At 73.6% G+C, this 18,818-nt stretch carries 16 protein-coding genes; 8 read left to right on the top strand and 8 right to left on the bottom strand.

All coding sequences use genetic code 11. From position 1 onward, the window contains the following. Position 1 precedes the first annotated feature (1 nt). The 4 genes from ACFW47_RS07295 (at position 2) to ACFW47_RS07310 (ending at position 3,712) form a co-directional block, all read left to right on the top strand. Positions 2-619, top strand: coding sequence for an RNA polymerase sigma factor (locus ACFW47_RS07295; protein ID WP_386281283.1), 618 nt, complete (start codon positions 2-4; stop codon positions 617-619). Beyond that, positions 616-1,524, top strand: a complete 909-nt coding sequence (locus tag ACFW47_RS07300) for a hypothetical protein (RefSeq protein ID WP_386305084.1) — start codon at positions 616-618, stop codon at positions 1,522-1,524. The genes ACFW47_RS07295 and ACFW47_RS07300 overlap by 4 nt, the downstream gene beginning before the upstream one ends. A 362-nt stretch (positions 1,525-1,886) precedes the next feature. Further along, positions 1,887-2,549 (top strand): RNA polymerase sigma factor, encoded by a 663-nt coding sequence (locus tag ACFW47_RS07305; RefSeq protein ID WP_386305085.1) that lies wholly within the window; start codon positions 1,887-1,889, stop codon positions 2,547-2,549. Further along, entirely contained in the window at positions 2,549-3,712 is a 1,164-nt protein-coding gene (locus ACFW47_RS07310) for a hypothetical protein (RefSeq protein WP_386305087.1), read from the top strand. The genes ACFW47_RS07305 and ACFW47_RS07310 overlap by 1 nt, the downstream gene beginning before the upstream one ends. Before the next feature lie 185 nt (positions 3,713-3,897). Here ACFW47_RS07310 and ACFW47_RS07315 read toward each other — a convergent pair whose 3' ends face one another. Further along, entirely contained in the window at positions 3,898-4,782 is an 885-nt protein-coding gene (locus ACFW47_RS07315) for a L,D-transpeptidase family protein (RefSeq protein WP_386305236.1), read from the bottom strand. Between the two features lie 266 nt (positions 4,783-5,048). Here ACFW47_RS07315 and ACFW47_RS07320 point away from each other — a divergent pair, with 266 nt between their 5' ends. After that, positions 5,049-6,629 (top strand): methylmalonyl-CoA mutase, encoded by a 1,581-nt coding sequence (locus ACFW47_RS07320; protein ID WP_386305088.1) that lies wholly within the window; start codon positions 5,049-5,051, stop codon positions 6,627-6,629. Positions 6,630-6,698: 69 nt separating this feature from the next. On the opposite strand, the gene ACFW47_RS07325 is transcribed toward ACFW47_RS07320, so the two are convergent. Beyond that, entirely contained in the window at positions 6,699-8,126 is a 1,428-nt protein-coding gene (locus tag ACFW47_RS07325; RefSeq protein WP_386305090.1) for an FAD-dependent oxidoreductase, read from the bottom strand. 71 nt (positions 8,127-8,197) lie between these two features. Here ACFW47_RS07325 and ACFW47_RS07330 point away from each other — a divergent pair, with 71 nt between their 5' ends. After that, positions 8,198-8,848, top strand: coding sequence for a TetR/AcrR family transcriptional regulator (locus ACFW47_RS07330; RefSeq protein ID WP_386287191.1), 651 nt, complete (start codon positions 8,198-8,200; stop codon positions 8,846-8,848). On the opposite strand, the gene ACFW47_RS07335 is transcribed toward ACFW47_RS07330, so the two are convergent. Both ACFW47_RS07335 and ACFW47_RS07340 read right to left on the bottom strand, forming a co-directional pair. Next, a complete protein-coding gene (locus ACFW47_RS07335; protein WP_386305091.1) occupies positions 8,833-9,834 on the bottom strand; it encodes a class I SAM-dependent methyltransferase in 1,002 nt (333 codons plus the stop codon). The two genes, ACFW47_RS07330 and ACFW47_RS07335, sit on opposite strands and share 16 nt — an antisense overlap. Before the next feature lie 126 nt (positions 9,835-9,960). Next, positions 9,961-10,857: a class I SAM-dependent methyltransferase gene (locus ACFW47_RS07340; protein ID WP_386287188.1), complete on the bottom strand. Its 897-nt coding sequence runs from the start codon at positions 10,855-10,857 to the stop codon at positions 9,961-9,963. A 378-nt stretch (positions 10,858-11,235) separates the two neighbouring features. Here ACFW47_RS07340 and ACFW47_RS07345 point away from each other — a divergent pair, with 378 nt between their 5' ends. After that, positions 11,236-12,333 (top strand): acyltransferase, encoded by a 1,098-nt coding sequence (locus ACFW47_RS07345; protein ID WP_386305238.1) that lies wholly within the window; start codon positions 11,236-11,238, stop codon positions 12,331-12,333. 44 nt (positions 12,334-12,377) lie between these two features. Here the strand turns inward: ACFW47_RS07345 and ACFW47_RS07350 are convergent, their stop codons facing one another. The 4 genes from ACFW47_RS07350 to ACFW47_RS07365 form a co-directional block, all read right to left on the bottom strand. Next, entirely contained in the window at positions 12,378-13,733 is a 1,356-nt protein-coding gene (locus tag ACFW47_RS07350; protein ID WP_386287186.1) for a polysialyltransferase family glycosyltransferase, read from the bottom strand. 3 nt (positions 13,734-13,736) lie between these two features. Beyond that, complete coding sequence (locus tag ACFW47_RS07355) at positions 13,737-14,702, bottom strand: glycosyltransferase family 2 protein (protein ID WP_386305093.1); 966 nt, start codon at positions 14,700-14,702, stop codon at positions 13,737-13,739. Between the two features lie 168 nt (positions 14,703-14,870). Continuing rightward, complete coding sequence (locus ACFW47_RS07360; protein ID WP_386305094.1) at positions 14,871-16,205, bottom strand: polysialyltransferase family glycosyltransferase; 1,335 nt, start codon at positions 16,203-16,205, stop codon at positions 14,871-14,873. Beyond that, complete coding sequence (locus ACFW47_RS07365) at positions 16,202-17,191, bottom strand: glycosyltransferase family 2 protein (RefSeq protein ID WP_386305096.1); 990 nt, start codon at positions 17,189-17,191, stop codon at positions 16,202-16,204. The genes ACFW47_RS07360 and ACFW47_RS07365 overlap by 4 nt, the downstream gene beginning before the upstream one ends. Positions 17,192-17,389: 198 nt before the next feature. On the opposite strand from ACFW47_RS07365, the gene ACFW47_RS07370 reads away from it, so the two are divergent. Next, a complete protein-coding gene (locus ACFW47_RS07370; protein WP_386287181.1) occupies positions 17,390-18,739 on the top strand; it encodes a DUF6716 putative glycosyltransferase in 1,350 nt (449 codons plus the stop codon). Positions 18,740-18,818: the final 79 nt, after the last annotated feature.

Below are 18,818 nucleotides of genomic sequence, written 5' to 3' on the forward strand. Positions count from 1 at the left end.
CTTGGGCCAGCGAGGGGAACCCCGTCGCGTACAGACGTACGACGGGGAACTGGGCGCGGCCGTCGCGCGGGCCCAGGACGGTGACGAGGCGGCCTTCGCGGTCGCCTACCGGCTCGTGCAGCCGGGCCTGCTGGGCTACCTGCGCGGGCTGGTCGGGGACGACGCCGAGGACGTCGCGTCGGACGCGTGGCTGGAGATAGCCCGCGACCTGCGCCGCTTCCGGGGTGACGGGGCCGGCTTCCGGGGCTGGACGGCGACGATCGCCCGGCACCGGGCACTGGACCACCTGCGCCGCCAGAAGGTACGGCCCCGGCCGGCCGCGCTGGAACAGGGCGTCCTGGAGCTGCCCGGGCCGCATTCGACGCACGACCAGGCGCTGGAGACGCTGTCCACGGAGGCCGCCCTCGCCCTGATCTCGGGGTTGCCCCGCGACCAGGCCGAGGCCGTGCTGCTGCGGGTCGTCGTCGGCCTCGACGGGCCGGCCGCCGCGCGGGTCCTCGGCAAGCGGCCGGGCGCGGTGCGCACGGCGACGTACCGGGGGCTGAAGCGGCTGGCGCGGCAACTGGGCGCCGACGGTGTGACGGATGACGCGCCCAGGACGCTGGGGGAGTCGACATGACGGGCACGGGCGGCACCGGCCCGGCGGACCGAGCGGGAACGGAGGCGGACGTGGGCGCGCACCACGGCACCCCGCGGACGGAGGCCCTGCTCGCCGCCGCCCTGTGGCGGGATCACGTCGACGCCGAGGGCGAACGGCGGGCCGTGGCCGCCTTCCGCGCCGCCCGCGGCACGGAGGCGGGCCGGGCGGCCCGCACCCGCCGGCGGGACGACTGGCGTCCGCGCGAGCCGCGGCGCGCCGGACGCCCGCTGAAGACCGGCCTGTCGGTGCTGCTGGCGAGCCTCACCCTGGGCGGCGTGGCCTACGCGGCGATCGGCGCGGGCGGCTCCGCGGGCGACAGCGCCCGGCCGGACGGCCCGCGCCCGTCCGCCACCACGACGACCGGGAACGGCGGGGGCCGCGGCGAGGGCACGGGCGGCGTGGACGGCACCGAGGTCCGGCCGGTCCCGGCATCGCCTTCCGCGGGCACTGCGCCGGACGCCTCCAGCCGGCCCGGTCGTCCGGCTTCCGCTCGGGGGAGCGAGGCGGCCTGCCGTGCCCTCGAGCGGCTGGACGGCCGCGGCAAGGCGCTGGAGGCCGCGGTCTGGGAACGGCTCGTCGCGGCGGCGGGCGGCGAGGAGGAGGTCGCCGACCACTGCGCCGAGGTGCGTGCCGCGGATGCCCGGGGGAATGTGGCGGACGGGCGCGTTCCGTCGGCCGTCCCGGTCACTCCGGGACCGTCGGGGGGACCCGCGAACGGGGTGGGCGGCTCGGACGCCGGTGACGACGGTGCGGGCGCGGCCCGTGGGAGCGGACAGGACGGCGGGAGCGGCCAGGAGGGCGGGAACGGCCAGGACGCGGGCAACGGCGCGGCGGGCGGTTCCGCCGCCGACAGGGCGGACCCGGCTCCCGGGACGGGCCGGTAGCCCTCGGCCGGGTCGGGGCGCCGGGGACGACCGGGGCCGCCACCCCCCACAGGAGAGGCCCCGGCCGCCGCGCGGCACGGGCCGCGCGGCGGCCCGTACTCCCTACAGCGCCGCGGCTGCGTTTTCTGTCACACCCCACCGCGTCACGGCTTAGTTGCATCTTGTACGGCAATGCGATGGGGACATGGACGAGCGGTGGTTTCAAGACGTAACGTGCCATTCGCGCCGATGCAGCGGGGGGCTCGCTCCCGCGACGGGGTCGGGGTCGGGGGAGACCACCGCGGCCATCCATTGAGGAACCACGACGGCGAGGACCACGTCCGCGAGAGCGGCGCCGGTTTAGGCGCAGAAAGGCCTTCTCGGTGCTGGGGGACGACGCGGAGCTGACCGCCGCGGTACGGGCGGCGCAGGACGGGGACGAGACCGCGTTCCGGACCGTGTACCGCGCCGTGCATCCGCGACTGCTGGGATACGTGCGGACGCTGGTGGGCGATCCGGACGCGGAGGACGTGGCCTCCGAGGCCTGGCTGCAGATCGCCCGTGACCTGGAGCGGTTCGACGGCGACGCCGACCGGTTCCGCGGCTGGGCCGCCCGTATCGCCCGCAACCGGGCGCTGGACCACATCCGCATGCGTGGACGCCGGCCCGCGATCGGCGGCGACGAGACCGAGCTGACCGGCAAGCCCGCCGAGTCCGACACCGCGGGCGAGGCCCTGGAAGCCCTGGCCACCGACAGCGCCTTCTCCCTCATCGCCCGGCTGCCCCAGGACCAGGCCGAGGCGGTGGTCCTGCGCGTCGTGGTGGGCCTCGACGCGAAGAGCGCCGCCGAGACACTGGGCAAGCGGCCCGGTGCAGTCCGTACGGCGGCGCACCGCGGCCTGAAACGCCTGGCCGAACTCCTCGGCGCCGATCCGGAATCGGGCGGCGGGCTCGACGCCCTGCCGCCCCAGCGAGAACCGCACCGCCGTGCGGTGACGTCCGCGAGTGTGACGCATACGCGTGCGCGGACGCAGAAGGACATGTGATGGCCGACGAGCAGGACAGGTGGCTGGACCGCGAAACGGCGGAGATCTTGCTGCGCGGAAGGTCACTGGAGGCTGTCGACCCCGCGGCCCGCGACCGGGCCGCACGGCTCGCCGAGGCCCTGGGCGCGCTCACCGCCCCATCCGTGCCGACCAGCGAGGAACTCCCCGGCGAGGCCGCCGCGCTGGCCGCCTTCCGCAAGGTGCGCGCCGAGCGGGCCGACGAGGCGGCGGGGGCGCAGGCCGGGCGCGGACGCGGCGCCGCGGCTCCGCCCGCCGACGCCGGGCTGGTCCGCATCGGCCCGCGCGGCGAAGGCACCCGGCGCCGCGGGCGGTTCCGTCCGCTGCGCCTCGGGCTGGCCGCCGCACTGACCGTCGGCATGGTCGGCGGGGTCGCGGTGGCGGCCGGAACCGGAGTCCTGCCGCAGCCGTTCGGCGATGCCGGACCGGACCCCGCCGCCACCGTCTCGGCGGCCGCGTCCCCCGACCGCCCGCTCACCTCGCCCTCGCCGCTGGACGGCGTACGGGGCGGTTCGGTGCCGGGCGGTCCCACGACCGGCGGACCCGACCGCGACGAGCGGGCGGACGGCGCGGACGAGGACGGCGACACCGGCTCCGGGGACCGGGGGACCGGCGGCTCGGGCGGAGGACGGCAGGCCCTCGCCGCTTCCTGCCGCGATGTGCGGGCCGGCCGGCAACTCGACGAAGCCCGCAGGCGCGCCTTGAAGGAGGCCGCCGGAAGCTCCTCGAAGATCGACAAGTACTGCCGGAACCTCCTTGCCGGTTCCGGCACCGCCGCCCGGGACCGCGACACGGGACGGGAAGCCGGAGGCAACGGAGAGGCGGGCGAGGCGGCGCGGGAACGCGAGCCGCACAAGGACGCGGGCGGCAAGGGCGACAACGAAGGCCGGGACAAGGGCGGCAAGGGCGGCCACGGCGGCGGCAAGGACGGCGAAGGGGCCGGCGGCGGCAAGGGCGGTGGAAAAGGCGGCGGCAAGGGCGGCAAGGGCGATGACGACGACGGCGGCCACATAGCCCCGCCCGCCGGGCACCACCGTCCGCAGGCCCTCCCGGCCCTCCCGCGCCTCCCCCGGCAGGGCCCCACGCATCTGCCCCACCACTGGCCCACCATCCGCGACACCCTGCCTGACCTGCGCGTTTCCTAGACAGACAGATTTTTCTAGCAAGGGTGTGACACTTTCGGGCGCCAGGGCGCAGTAATAAGTGAGCCGACTGGTCATCGGCTTTCGCACCGAGCCGGGGTTCCCCCCGTACCTACGGCTCGTGCACCTCGGCGCGGGCGGGACACGTTCCCCCGGTCCCGCCCGCGCCCATTCCGTTCCTCCGCGCCTCACCGGTACACGACGACCTTGTCGCCGTCGCGCACCCGCGCGTACAGATCCGCGACGGCGGCCTCGTCCCGCACGTTGACGCAGCCGTGCGAGGCGCCCGCGTAGCCGTGGACGGCGAAGTCGTACGAGTAGTGCACGGCCTGGCCGCCGCTGAAGAACATCGCGTACGGCATGGGGGAGTCGTAGAGCGTCGACACGTGGTGGCGTGACTTCCAGTAGACGTGGAACACGCCCTCGCGGGTCGGCGTGTACTGCGAGCCGAACCGCACCGGCATCGTCGACACGGTCCGCCCGTCGACCATCCAGCGCAGCGTCCGGCTCGTCTTGCTCACGCACAGCACCCGGCCGGTCAGGCAGCGCGGGTCGGGCGGGTCGGCCGGCTGCCCGCCCATCAGGTACAGCTCCCACTTGCCCGGCTCGCGCGTCATGTCCAGCAGCCGCTGCCAGGTGACGGTGTCCGTCCTGCCGGTCCTCGGCAGCCCGCGCTTGCCCTGGAAGCCGCTCACCGCCCGCTCGGTCAGGTCGTCGTACCTCCCGGTCGGGCCGTCGACCAGCCACTCGACCTGGCGCAGCCGGGCCTGGAGTTCGCGCACGTCGCGGCCGCTGTCACCGGGCCGCCACAGCACCGGGGCCACGGTCCGGGCGGGCGGCGCGCTCGACGGCAGGTCACCGGCCCGTTCACGCTTCGGCACGTCCGCCCCTTTCGCGTCCTGCGGTGTCTCCCGCTTCCCCGATCCCCCCGGCGGCGCGCTGGTGACGTCTATGCGCACCGGCGCGTGCCCCTTGCCGCCCGGGCCCGTGCCCTGCACGGTGCAGCCGCCGACCGCCAGCACGGCCCCCAGCGCGACGGCGAGCGCCCTCCCGGTCCCGCCCACGCTCCCCATGCCCGTCATACGCACCACGACCCCCCGCCGTCTCACCGCCCCGCACGGACGTCCCCTGAGATGTTCCCCGCGGATGACGCGCCGCGAACGGCGCGGCATCGTTGTGACCGGGACCTCGGCGAAGCTGTGAGCAAGGTCCCAGCGTGCGCCCCTCCACGGGTGGTGCGTGCGCCGATACAGTCCGTCGAGGAGTCGGCCTGTACTGGCGAGTAACTGACGAGTGGTTCGAACAGTTCGAGCATGTGCTCAGCGGGAGGCAACACACCATGGCGCGCGAGTCGGAGTCCGGAGTGCCCATCGAGCCGGTCTACGGGCCCGATGCCCTGTCGGGCTGGGACGCGGCGGAGAAGCTGGGTGAGCCGGGGAAGTACCCGTTCACGCGGGGTGTGTACCCGTCGATGTACACCGGCCGGCCCTGGACGATGCGCCAGTACGCCGGTTTCGGTACCGCGACGGAGTCCAACGCCCGCTACAAGCAGCTGATCGCCAACGGGACGATGGGTCTGTCGGTCGCTTTCGACCTGCCCACCCAGATGGGCCACGACTCGGACGCGCCGATCGCGAGCGGCGAGGTCGGCAAGGTGGGTGTGGCGATCGACTCGATCGACGACATGCGGGTGCTGTTCGGCGGGATCCCGCTGGACCAGGTCTCGACGTCGATGACGATCAACGCGCCGGCCGCGCTGCTGCTCCTGCTGTATCAGCTCGTCGCCGAGGAGCAGGGTGTGAGCGCCGGCCGGCTCACCGGCACGATCCAGAACGACGTGCTGAAGGAGTACATCGCGCGGGGGACGTACATCTTCCCGCCGAAGCCGTCGCTGCGCCTGATCGCGGACATCTTCAAGTACTGCAGGGCCGAGATCCCGAAGTGGAACACCATCTCGATCTCCGGCTACCACATGGCCGAGGCGGGTGCCTCGCCCGCGCAGGAGATCGCGTTCACCCTCGCGGACGGTATCGAGTACGTGCGCACGGCGGTCGCGGCCGGTATGGACGTGGACGACTTCGCGCCGCGTCTGTCGTTCTTCTTCGTGGCCCGTACGACGATCCTGGAGGAGGTCGCCAAGTTCCGGGCGGCCCGCCGGATCTGGGCGCGGGTGATGCGTGAGGAGTTCGGTGCGCGGAACCCGAAGTCGCTGATGCTGCGCTTCCACACGCAGACGGCGGGCGTGCAGCTGACGGCGCAGCAGCCCGAGGTGAACCTGGTCCGCGTCGCGGTGCAGGGTCTGGGCGCGGTGCTGGGCGGTACGCAGTCGCTGCACACGAACTCCTTCGACGAGGCGATCGCGCTGCCCACCGACAAGTCGGCCCGGCTCGCGCTGCGCACGCAGCAGGTCCTGGCCTACGAGACGGACGTGACGGCGACCGTCGATCCCTTCGCCGGTTCCTACGTCGTGGAGAAGATGACCGACGACGTCGAGGCGGCGGCGCTGGAGCTGATGGGCAAGGTCGAGGACCTGGGCGGCGCGGTCAACGCCATCGAGCACGGCTTCCAGAAGAGCGAGATCGAGCGTTCCGCCTACCGCATCGCCCAGGAGACCGACTCCGGCGAGCGGGTCGTGGTCGGTGTCAACCGCTTCCAGCTCGACGAGGAGGAACCGTACGAGCCGCTGCGCGTCGACCCGGCCATCGAGGCCCAGCAGGCCCAACGCCTGGCAAGGCTGCGCGCGGAACGCGACCAGCAGGCGGTGGACACGGCACTGGCCGCCCTGAAGAAGGCGGCCGAGGGCGAGGACAACGTCCTCTACCCGATGAAGGACGCCCTGCGCGCACGGGCAACAGTGGGCGAAGTCTGCAACGCTTTGCGGGACGTCTGGGGGACTTATGTGCCTTCGGATGCCTTCTGACGCCGAACGTCAGGTTCCCGGTCGGGCTCGTGGGGCGACGGCTGAGCCGGGCGGGACCCGGTCCGGACGTCAGCCGCCGAGCCCGAACCGGCCCAGGTAACCGCCGAGGCCGGCCGGCGTGTCCCCGGCCCACCCCACATACCCGTCCGGCCGCACCAGGAACACCCCCGCCCCGTACGCCCCGTGCGCCGTCCCGCGCACCACCGGCACCGCCGGCCCCACCGCACCGTCGGGCAGGCCGGTGCCCAGCGCCAGCAGCGTCCAGTGCGGCCCCCGGAAGGCGTCGAAGAGCCGTACGCCGTCCACCGTGCCGTCCGGCGCCCGGTCCCCGGCCCGCACCGCGCCCTCCACGACCGCCGCCCGGGTGTCCACGGTCAGGGACGAGTCCCGGTACCCCAGCCCGAGCTGCCGCGTCGCCCCGCCGCGCCGCATCTCGCCGCGGTGGACGCCGGTCGACAGGTCGAGCATCTGCGCGGCGATCGGGCGCCGTTCCTCCTCGTAGCTGTCCAGGAGCCCGGCCGGAGCCCCGCCCGTCAGCACCGAGCCCAGCTTCCAGCCCAGGTTGCAGGCGTCCTGGACGCCGGTGTTCAGGCCCTGCCCACCCGCCGGTGAGTGCACGTGCGCGGCGTCCCCGGCGAGGAAGACCCGGCCCGCCCGGAAACGGTCGGCGAGGGCCGCGCGCGGCCGGAAGCCGGAGGCCCAGCGCACCTCGGTCACGTCCTCGGGGGCGAGGTGCGAGCGGTCCGCGACGACCTTGCGGACACCGTCCGCGGTGAGGTCGACGGCCGCGCCCTCCGGGAACCGCGCGATCACCTGGAAGTCCTCGGTGCCGGCCAGCGGGCAGACGGCGAGGAAGTGCGGGCCGCCGTCGGCGGGCGGGAAGACGTGCCAGTGGTCGCGGTCCAGCCCGTCGATCCGGACGTCGGCCACCAGCATCGGGCTCGGGTCCACGGTCTCGCCGGTCATGCCGATGCCCAGGGCCCGGCGCACCGCCGACCGGCCGCCGTCGGCGGCGACCAGGTAGCGGGCGCGGACCGCCGTGCCGGAGGCGAGGTGCGCGGTGACGCCGGCCGCGTCCTGCTCGACGCCGGTGACCTCACGGCCGAAGGCGACCGCGCCGCCCAGCTCCTCCAGCCGGTCCCGCAGGATCTTCTGCGTGCGCCACTGCGGCACCATCCACGGCTCGTCGTAGGGCGAGTCCTCGCTCGCCTCGGCCGGGTGGAACATCTGGTGCTCGCGGACCCGCTGCCCGTTCTGCCAGATCATGCCGACCGGGTAGGTCCCGCCCGCCGCGTGGATCGCGTCCAGGACGCCGAGGTCGTCGAAGACCTCCATCGTCCGGGGCTGCATGCCCTTGCCGCGCGAGCCGGGGAACAGTCCCGCCCCGCGCTCCACGACGAGCGCGTCCACCCCGCGCCGGGCCAGGTCGACACCGAGGGCGAGACCGGTGGGGCCCGCGCCGACGACCAGGACGTCCGTGTCCGTCACCGTTTCCATGGCAGTCTCCTTAACGGTGTTAAGTGCTGGGTGGCTCCGAGAGTGGACTTAACGCCGTTAAGCTGTCAAGCGTGGGTACGGAACGACGCGCTCCCCTCGACCGCCGGCGGGTCGCGGACACGGCGCTGAAACTGCTGAACGAGGTCGGTCTGGACGGGCTGACCCTGCGCGCCATCGCCAGGGAGCTGGACGTCAAGGCACCCGCCCTGTACTGGCACTTCGAGGACAAGCAGGCCCTGCTCGACGAGATGGCCACCGAGATGTACCGGCGGATGGTCGCCGGCACCGCACTCGACCCGGCCGACACCTGGCGGGAGCGGCTGCTCAAGGCCAACCGGGGCCTGCGCGCCGCGCTGCTCGGCTACCGCGACGGCGCCAAGGTGTTCAGCGGCTCACGCTTCACCGGCCTGGTGCACGCCGAGCAGATGGAGGACAACCTCCGCCTGTTCACCGCCGCCGGCCTCACCCTCGCCCAGGCGGTGCGGGCGACCACGACGGCGTACTTGTTCACCCTCGGCTTCGTCACCGAGGAACAGGGCGTGCATCCGCTGCCCGGGGAGCGCAGGGAAGGCTACGACCTGGACGAACGCGCCCGCCTGATGGCCGGCTACCCCTTGACGGCTCAGGCGGGCGCGGAGATCTTCACCGACTACGACCGGCACTTCGAGGAAGGGCTGGCACTGGTGATCGCGGGGATCGGGGCGTCCTACGGCCTCGACTGACCCGTACCGCCCGTGTTCCGGGCCGTGGCGCCCGCCCTGGCCCGCTGCGCCGACCGGTACCGGCGCACCGCGCGGGTGACGACCGGCGGCAGCACGTCCAGGGCGAGCCGGCGGGCACGCTCGCGCGGGGTCCGCTGCCGGGGCGGGCGCGCCTGCGCGGGCCGGGCCTGCGCTCGCTGCGCCGGCGTCGGCGCCGGGGCCGCCGGTGCGGGCGCGGGTGCCGGGTGCCGCGAGGACGGCAGCGACGGCGGCTGCATCCGCTTTCCCTTGGCGCGGGTCCGGACCAGCCGGTGGCCCGCGGCCTGCTCCACGGTCACCGCGATGTCGTCCCGGTCGCGCAGGGCGGCCAGCAGTTCCTCCTGGACCGGTTCCGGGTCGCCCCAGGTGCCGTACAGCTTCTGGCTGCTCAGGCAGACGGGACGCAGCCCACGGTTGAGCACCGCCTCCCACGCGGCGACGGCGACGCCCGGGGTGTGCTCGCTGCGGAAGTCGTCGAGGACGACGATGCCGTCGGGCAGCAGCAGGTCCCGGGCCGCGCCGATGTCCCCGTGCACGTGCTCGTACAGGTGCGAGGCGTCGATGTGGGCGAAGCGGCAGGTGCCGGGCGCGACTTCGTCGGTGATCGTGGAGCTGACGTCCTGGACGATCGTCGGCAGGGAGTCGTGGAAGGAGAGGTAGTTCCGCTCGAAGGCCTGCCGGGTGAGCGTGGAGTACGACTTCGCCGCCTCCGCCCGGTTGGCCGCGTCCGGCGGCTCGGTCCCGAACAGGTCGCAGACCGTCAGGGTCTCGCCGTCCCGCAGATGGTGCCCCAGCAGGATCGCGCTCTTGCCCATGTAGGCGCCCAGTTCGAGCAGGTCGCCCTCGGTGCCCCGCTGCTCCTGACGCTCCAGGAACCAGGAGAACAGAACCTGGTCGAGCGGCCAGAACCAGCCGGGTACGTCGTTCAGGTCGCCGGGGTACTTGTGCGTCTCTTGCGCAGTGGCCATGCAGGGAGGATGCCTTCTCCGAGAGCGAAATGGAGTGGGCACGCGCGATCCGGTGGAAGGAAAATCGCACGAATCGCTCAACGCGTCCGGGCTGGCACTGTCCGTATCGCGCAGGCGGGCCGGGGCTCAGGACGCCCGCAGGAAGGCGGAGTGAGCCGCCTTGCCCAGAAAGGTGAAGCGCGTGCCGCCCTTCAGGTGCTCGTCGAGGGCCTCCTTGATACCCGGCCAGGCGGGGTCGCCGAAGTCGTCCAGGACGACCACCGCGCCGGGTGCGGCGATCTCCTCGGCCCACTCGAGGTCCCGGCCAACGCCCTTGGCCGAGTGGTCGCCGTCGACGACGATCACGCCGTACGCGCGGTCGGAGACCGCCGCCCGGGTCTCGGGGTCCTCCGAGTAGCCGCGGCGGACGCGGGCCGCCGCGCCCGCCGGACCGGCGAGGGCGAGGTTGGTGCGCACGGCCTGCTCGTCGACGGGGGTGCCCGTCGGGTCGGGGCGCGGGTTGGTGCCCGGCTGGAGCTGTACGCCGGCGAAGGGGTCGACGATGGTCAGGCTCGGGCTGCGGCCGGCGCGCTCCATCATCCGGACGAGGCCGGCGGAGAACATGCCGTACAGCGTGCCTATCTCCAGGACCTCGTCGTTCGGCGGGTCGAGGAGCGGGATCGTGCCGAGTTTGCCGCAGATGTTCATGGTGCCGCCCGCGACCCGGCCCACGCCCAGCGACTCCAGCGCCACGAGCAGCCGGTAGGCGGTGGCCACGTTGCGGACCGCCGCGTCACGGTCGCCGGCCAGGGCGGCCACCTCGGCGTGCAGGCGCTTCAGCGGGCCGTCGGCCACCACGCGGCTCAGGCCTCGCCCGGGGGAGCCGAGCAGCAGTTCGTTGCTGAGCCGGTGCGCGGAGGCCTCCCGGACCGCCGAGCGGACCTGTTGCTCGACGCGCCGGTCGATGCGCTGGTCGACGAGGTCGGCGACGGGGCGCAGCAGACGCCGGGAGACCGGATTGCGGAGCAGGGGGCGGCTGTTCATGGGCAACGACCTCAATCCGTCACGGAGGTGAACGTGTGGGTACGCGGAACGCCAGTGGGGTGGACGGGGCCAGACTAGGGAGGTCGGCGTCCGGAAACGGAGCCGTCGAACATGCCGCCGGTCGAACTTCTGCCGAACGCCGCATGACGGAACGGTGGCGGCACCCCCGGTTCACCGGAACGTCACGCGCGCGTGGCCGATGTTCACGCGGGACGGCTTCCGGCCGTGCGCGGCGCCCTCATAGCCTGCACCGATGTGCGCCGCGCGGGCGCCCGGCAGCGGGAGCGCGCGGCGCGGACCTCCGTCCCCCCGGCCCCGCCGCAGACCGGCGGGCCCGCGCGTCCAATCCGGGAGTGACCACCCATCGCCGCCGAGCCCCTGACCGCCACCGAGTCCCCGCGCACCCCCGCCCCCGCCTCCGTCACGGCGGGGACACCGGCCCCGCGCCCCCGGGGCGGGCACCGGTACGACATCGACCTCGTCCGGGTCCTGGCCTCGGTCGGGGTCATCGTCTGCCACGCCGCGGGCGAACTGATGAAGGCCGTGGACCGCACCCCGGCCGAGGGCGGGCCCGTCTACTGGACCGCGCTCGCCGGGGACGCGCTGAGCCGGTGCGCCGTGCCGCTGTTCTTCGCGATCGCCGGCTGGGTCGTGCTGAGCGGCGCGCCGCCGCGGGACGGCGGGCAGATCCGCAAGCGGCTGACCCGGATCGTCGTCCCGATGGCCGTGTGGACCGCCGCCTACCTCGCCTGGGACCGGGTGCGCGACACCAACACCGACCCCACCCGCGACCTCGCGTGGGACGCGCTGTTCGGCTCGGTGCGGCCCGCCTTCCACCTCTGGTACCTGTACGCGTACGTCCCGGTGATCCTGCTGCTGTCGGTGGCCGTCCTCGTCCGGGCCGGCAAGCGGCCGTGGGGCGCGGGGGCCGCCCTGCTCGCCCTGGCGCTGGCCCCGACCCTCCTCGGCGACCTCGGCCGCCTCCTCGACGTCCGTCTCCCGCCCTTCGCCTGGCAGTTCGGCGTCTACCAGATCGTCTACGCGGTCGTCGGCGCCGTCCTGCTGTCGCTGCCGGGCTCCGCCGTCGCGGGCCGTCGCAGGCGCGTGCTGTGGCTGGCCGGCGGGCTGTGCGCGTGGGCGGCGGTGGCGGTGTACGAGCACCGGGTGCACTTCCCGAGCCCGTACGCCTCGCTGGTGGTGGCGCTGCTGGCGGGGACGCTGCTGATGGCCCTCAACCGGATCAGGGTGCCCGAACGGTTCCGCCCGCTGCTGGGCAGGCTCGCCGGGGCCTCCTTCGGCGCCTACCTGGTGCACCTGCTGTTCCTGGAGGCCGTCGCCCCGCGCCTGGTCTCGGCGGAAGCCGGGTGGCCGGCGGCCGTGGCCGGGCTCGCCGGGCTCACGGCGGTCACGGTCGTGCTGTCGTTCGCCGCCGCCCTGTTGTGGACGCGGCTGCGGCTGGGCCGCTGGCTGGGCTGAGCCGGACGGGGCGCGGCCCCGCGCCCCGTCCCGGTCCTACCGGGTCACTTCTTCCCGGCGCCGCGCCGCACCGCCCTGCGCACCACGCGCCGGGCCCGCCGCACCTGGAGCTTCGCGCGCAGCTGCGGGCGGCTGCCGGGCAGCCCGAGCTCGGTCAGCCGCAGCTCGGGGAAGTAGTGGCCGGGGGTGGCCGCCAGGTTGGCCCGCAGCCAGGTCTCCGTCGGCTCGCGCAGTTCCGCGTACGTCTTGGGCTGCATGCAGAAGCCGATCGCCCGCATCAGCGGGGAGAGCGTCCCGGGGGCCGTGCCGACGAGGGCCGGGGTCTGCCCGCGCTCCAGGTCGGGCACGAGGTGGTCGACGACGGCCAGCGGCACCCGGTTGCTGTTCGGGTAGGGCGTGAGCCGCTCCATCACCAGCGCGGTCCCCACCCGGGCGACGGGCACGCCGTAGTACACCGAGGCGGTCACCATCGCCGTCGAGAAACAGCCGACGACGAGTTCGGGCGCGCAGTGGTCGTACAGCGTCTCCGCGAGCAGGGGCGCGTCCAGGACGGTGAGCCGCACGCCCGCGTCCGCCGCCGCCTTGCTCAGCGCCGCGGTGTAACCGGCGGGGGCGGTCGGGTGGGGCTTGAAGACCACGGACCGGTGCCCGGCGCGCGCGGCACCGGTCAGCATGCGGACGTGGAGGTCCTCTTCCTCCTCCGCGCTCAGGATGTTGATCGCCGCCAGGTACTGGCCGAGCAGGACGGCCGTCGGCTTCTCCCGCACCACGGACGGCAGGCGGGGGTCGTCGGCCGCGTCCCGGGAGATCTCGTCGAGCACCGCGCGGAAGGCGTCGTCGGGGACGATCTCCGGCTCGACCCCGAACTCGGAGAGCAGCAAGGGCCTCAGACCGGGTATCAGGTCGAGATGGAGCAGCCGCCGGATGCGGCGGGCGAGGGTCAGGGGCAGCTTCTCGCGGGTCGGTCCGTAGCTCATCAGGCCGTCGGCGTAGACGTGCAGGGCCGCCTCGGAGAAGATCGCCGCCAGCGCGCGGGCCGGGTTGACCTGGATGGACTCGACGGCGAGCTCGATCAGGTCCCGCTCGCCGATGCCCCAGGCGAGCCGGAAGGCCTTCTGCCACAGCACCGTGTCGTTGCCGCGCGGGCCCCAGGCGCTGGGGTGGTGCGGCCGGATCGCCTCGTTCCAGCTGACGACGGAGTCGAACCGGCCGGATATTCGCTCGTACCCGTGCATCTCGTCGAGACGCAGCGCGGTCTCGGGTATGGCGGCGTTGTTGGAGACCAGCAGGACGCGGTGGACCCCGTCGCGCGGTCCGAACAGGCCCGCGTCGAGCGCCGCGGCGAGGGTGGCCGCCCCGTACAGGGTGGAGACCTGGAAGATCTGGGTCTTGTGAGGCATGGGTCAGGCAGCCTTCCGCCCGTCACGCAGGCGGCCGAGCAACCTGCTCCGAGTCTTGTCGATGGTGCGCAGGGTCTCCTCCAGCACGTGCTGGGGCATGCGGTGCAGCGCGTCCCGCGCCTCCCGCCGCAGCCGGTGGGCCGCCGAACTCTCGTACTCGCTCACCTTGCCGAGGTGGAAGGCGATCATCGCGCAGTACGTCCGTACGGCCTTCGGGAGGAAGCGCTCGGCCTCCGGGTCCGCCAGCAGGTCCTTCAGCAGCATGTCGTAGGCCGGGATGAAGTCGAGCTGGCGGGCGTCCTTGATCTGGGTGAGGGAGGTGGCCACGCCCCGGCGGTAGAAGACCCCGTGCAGACCGACGGACGCGTACGACGTCGCCTTCAGGTGCAGGCGCCAGATCCACAACCGGTCCTCTGCCGTGCGCAGTTCGGTCGCGAAGCGCATCCCGCCGTCGTCGAAGAGGTGCCGGCGGTAGATCCCCGCCCAGACGAAGGGATAGTCGACCATCGTCTCCATGTGGGGCGGCGCTATGCCGTCGCGCGGGTCCATCACCGTGTTGCGCGCCGGGGCCGGGGGCCGTCGGATCACCCGCTCGGTCCCGGTGGCCTGCACGTGGTCGGTGCGCGCGAAGTCGCAGCCCAGCTCCTCCACACAGGACACCAGGTCGGCGAGGTACCCCGGCCCGTACCAGTCGTCCCCGTCGAGGAACGTGACGAAGTCGCCCCGGGCCGCGTCGATCCCGCTGTTGCGGGCCTGGGCGATGCCCATGTTCCGCTCGTGCCGGATCACCCTGGCGTCGGCGCGTCCCTCCGCCCAGCGGTCGACCGCCCATGACGTGGCGTCCGTGGAGCAGTCGTCGACGAGCAGGAACTCGAAGTCCGGGTCCGCGTTGTTGGCGAGACTTCGCAGAGTGCTCTCGGCGAATGCCTCCACATTGTGCATGGGGACGACGACGGACAGTTTCGGCACGCGGGCCTCTCACGCTCGAAGGTCGGGGATTGGAACAGGCTAACTACGCGCCCGGAGCCGGCGGTGACGCACGAGTCGCGGGGAGGCGAAATCCATTCGCAGCGGAAATGAATTCTTGGTGTCCCTTGTCGAATTCGTGAGTCGCGCCGGGCTCCCGGTGTTCTGCGCTCACCCTCCGATCGACCGCCGCAGGGACCGCGCCCGCCGTACCACCTTGCGCGCGGCGGCGTTGTGCGGCAGGAAGCCCAGGCGCGCCGGGATGCCGCCCGGCAGACCCAGCGAGGTCAGCCTCCGCTTCTTGAAGTACCGCCAGGTCCGGGCGTCCAGGTGCTCGCGCAGGTACTCCTCGGCCGCCGGCCGCAGCTCCGGCAGCACCTTCGGCTGCATCGCGAACCCGACGGCCCGCACCAGCGCGGCGAGGGCGTCCACGTCCATGCCCGGCCGGCCGTCGGCCACGGCCGCCGCGTCGGCCAGGTCGGGGAGCAGCGCGTCCACGACGGTCGCGGGCACGCGGTTGCTGTTCTCGTACGGCGTCAGCCGGTCCAGCAGCGTCTCGGTGCCGGCCCGGGCGACCGGCAGCCCGTACAGCGCGGACGCGGTGAGCAGTGCCGTGGAGAAGCAGCCGGCCACCAGCGCGGGGCGCATCCGCTGGAACAGCACCTCCGCGAGCACCGGCGTGTCCACCACCGTGAGGTCGACACCGAGCCGGGCGGCCTCCCCCTCCAGGGTGCGGGTGAAGCGGGCCGGGGCCGTGGGGTGCGGCTTGAACACCACGCGGGTGTGCCCGAGGGCGGCGACGCCCGTCAGCATCCGCACGTGCAGGTCTTCCTCCTCCTCGGGGGAGAGGATGCCCAGCGCCGACAGGTACTGGCCGAGCAGGACGGCGGGCTCCTCGACGTCGGGCAGCCCGGCGCCGGTGCCCGCCACCTGCGCCAGCACCTTCGTGAACGCCGCGGCCGGCACCACCTCCCGCGCCACGCCGAACTCCGAGAGCAGCAGCGGCGTCAGCCCCGGCACCAGGTCGAGGTGGAGCAGCCGCTCCACGCGCGTGCCGACCAGCGGGGCGAGCTTGGTGCGGGTGGGCCCGTAGCTCATCAGGCCGTCCGCGTAGACGGTCAGCGGCGCGTCGGTGAAGATCTGCGCCACGCCGAGCGCCGGGTGCACCTGGATCGACTCCACGGCCAGCGCCACGTCGTCGTCGCCCAGCGACCAGGCCCGCCGCAGGTGCCGCTCCCACAGGGGCACGTCGCCGGAGCGCGGCGACCAGTCGGAGGGGTGGAAGGGGAAGACGGCCTCGTTCCACGACACCACGTCGTCGAACCGGCCCCGCAGCTGCTCGAAGCCCGGCATCGCGTCCACGGCCGGCGTCGTCTCGGGCGTCGCCGCGTTGTTCGAGACCAGCAGGATCCGCCGGTCGGCCGCGTCGAAGCAGCCGGAGTCCAGGGCCGCGGCGAGCGTGGCCGTGCCGTACAGCGTCGAGGCCAGGAAGATCTGCGTGGTCACGCCGCCGCCTCCGCTTCCCGCCGGGCCGCCCCCGCACGGCGCCGCAGCCGCCGCAGCCGCGTGGCGCGCTCGGCGTCCATCGAGTCCAGCACCTCGTCGAGCGCCTGCTGCGGCATCCGTCCGAGCGCCGCCGCGCTCATCACCTTCAGTTTCCGGGCCACGGCGGGCTCGAACCTTTCGATCGCACCGAGATGGTGGGAGATGATCGCGCAGTACGTGCGTACCGCCTTCGGCACCAGCCGCCCGGCGTCCGGGTCGCCGGCGGCCCCGGCGAGCACCTCGTCGAAGGCGGGGATGAAGTCGAGCTGACGGACGTCACCGATCTGGGTGAGCGAGGACGCCACCCCGCGCCGGTAGAAGACGCCGAGCAGTCCGGTCACGGCGAAGGACTCCGCCTCCCGGTGCAGCTTCCAGATCCACGGCCGGTCCTCGGCCGTGCGCAGCCCGTCGGTGAAGTGCAGCAGACCGCGCTCGGCCAGCCTGCGGTGGTAGACGCCCGCCCACGCGTAGGCGTAGTCGACGGAGGTGGTCCGGTGCGCGGGCAGGATCGCGTCGCGGGGCCGCAGCGCCGTGTTGCGGCGGCCGTGCGGCACCCGGTGCAGGGTGCGGGACCGTCCCGTGCACTGCACGTGGTCGGTGCGTACGAAGTCGACGTCCAGCCGTTCGATCGCGTCCACCAGCCGGGCGCAGTGGCCCGGCGCCAGCCAGTCGTCGCCGTCCAGGAAGGTGAGGTACTCGCCGCGCGCCCGGTCGATGCCGGTGTTGCGGGCGGTGGCCAGGCCGCCGTTCCGCTCGTGTATGACCAGCACCGCCCCCGGCAGCTCCCGCTCGGCGCGGGCCAGGAGGTCCACGGTCCCGTCGGTGGAGCAGTCGTCGACGAGAATGAACTCGAAGTCGTCCCGCGCGTTGGCGAGCAGACTCCGCAGGGTGTCTGGTGCGTATTGCCGCACGTTGTAGAACGGCACGATGACGGAGAGCTTGGGCACGTCACCGACGTTATGCGGCGGCCCGGCATTCAGCTTTACTCGCACCTTGATATGAGGTGAACGCGGCGTGGCGAAGCAGTGAAGCGAACATTTTTCCGGGCGCCGGGCAGGCCGATTCCCCGTTCGGCGATGTGCTGTTCACCATTTGTTGGATTCCGGTTGGGCGGTTCCTAGAAATGGATTCCTAGCGTCTACGGCGTGCCAGCAAGTACGACGAAGGCCCTGCGAGTCGCCGTCCTGGCGGACTCCGACACCCGGTGGAAATGGGGCGCGCTCACCGCGAGCCGCATCAGCCCCGAATCCCCCGAGGACACGGACATCCGCCTCGACGGCTACCTCCTGCGCGGCCGAGCCACCCCGACCCCCCGCCAGCTGACGGAAGTCGGCGTCACCGCGGACTCGCTCCGCGAGGTGACCGCCGTCGAGTTCCTGCGCGCCATGGGCGACGCGACCGGCGAGGACTCCTACGACGTCCTCGTCCTCGCCCTGGTCGGCGGCGGCGTCCAGGCGATGCTGCACGGCCTGGGACGGGTCTGGCAGGACCGCGCCGAGCGGCCCGTGGTCGTCACCGGTTACGTCGGCGTCGTCTACGAGAAGCTCGCCGACGGCCTGCTGCTGCGCCACGGTGCCGACGTCGTCCTCGCCAACTCCCGCCAGGACGCGGACCGTTTCCGGGCCGTGTACGAGGGGGTCGGCGCCGACGCCTCCGCGGTGACCGAGGTCGCCCTGCCCTTCCTCGGCGGAGCCGCCTACGCGGGGGAGCCCGGGGCCGGTGAACGTCCCTACACGGTCGTCTTCGCCGCCCAGCCCTCCGTGCCGGACAACCGCAGGGACCGTACGTACCTCCTCGAACGGCTGATCCGGCACGCCCGCCGGCACCCCGGGCGGGAAGTCGTGCTCAAGCTGCGCTCCAAGCCCGGCGAGCACACCACGCACATCGAGGAACTGCCGTACCAGAAGCTGGTGCAGCGGGCCGACCCACCGCCCAACTTCCGCCTGATGTACGGCCACATGGGCGAGGTCCTGGACCGCACCGACCTCCTGGTCACCATCAGCTCCACGGCGGCCCTGGAGTCCCTGCACCGCCGCATCCCCACGGTCGTCCTGACCGACCTCGGTGTGCGCGAGGCGCTCGGCAACCACCACTTCGTCGGCTCCGGCTGCCTCGCCTCCTGGGACCAGCTCGACGAGGGCCACCGCCCGGTGCCCGACGCGGAGTGGGTCGCCCGGCAGGGCGTGGCGGCCGACGGCGGCGCCTACGAGACCGCCTTCGACCGGGCCAGGGAGCGCATCGCCGCCCTGCGCGGCCGCCCCGGCGGCCTGCCCCCGCTCGCCCCGTACTACACGACCGCCACCGCCCCCGGTTACCTCCCCGGCATCCTCGCCCGCCACCACCTCGCCCCCGACGGCACCCCGCTGCCGGGCGCCCCCGCCGCCGACAAGGCCCCCGGCCCGGTCCGCCAGGTCGTACGCCGCGCCGCCCGCGGCGCCTACCGCCACGGCGTCCAGCGCGTCGCCCCGGTGATCCGCCGGATGGGGGAGCTGTGACCGGGCCGACGACCGGGACCGCCGGGGTTCCGCGGTCTTCCTCGGTCCTGCGGTCCACATCGATACCGCAGCCCCTTGC

It is taken from the genome of Streptomyces sp. NPDC058796, assembly GCF_042745235.1.
Classification (GTDB): Bacteria; Actinomycetota; Actinomycetes; order Streptomycetales; family Streptomycetaceae; genus Streptomyces.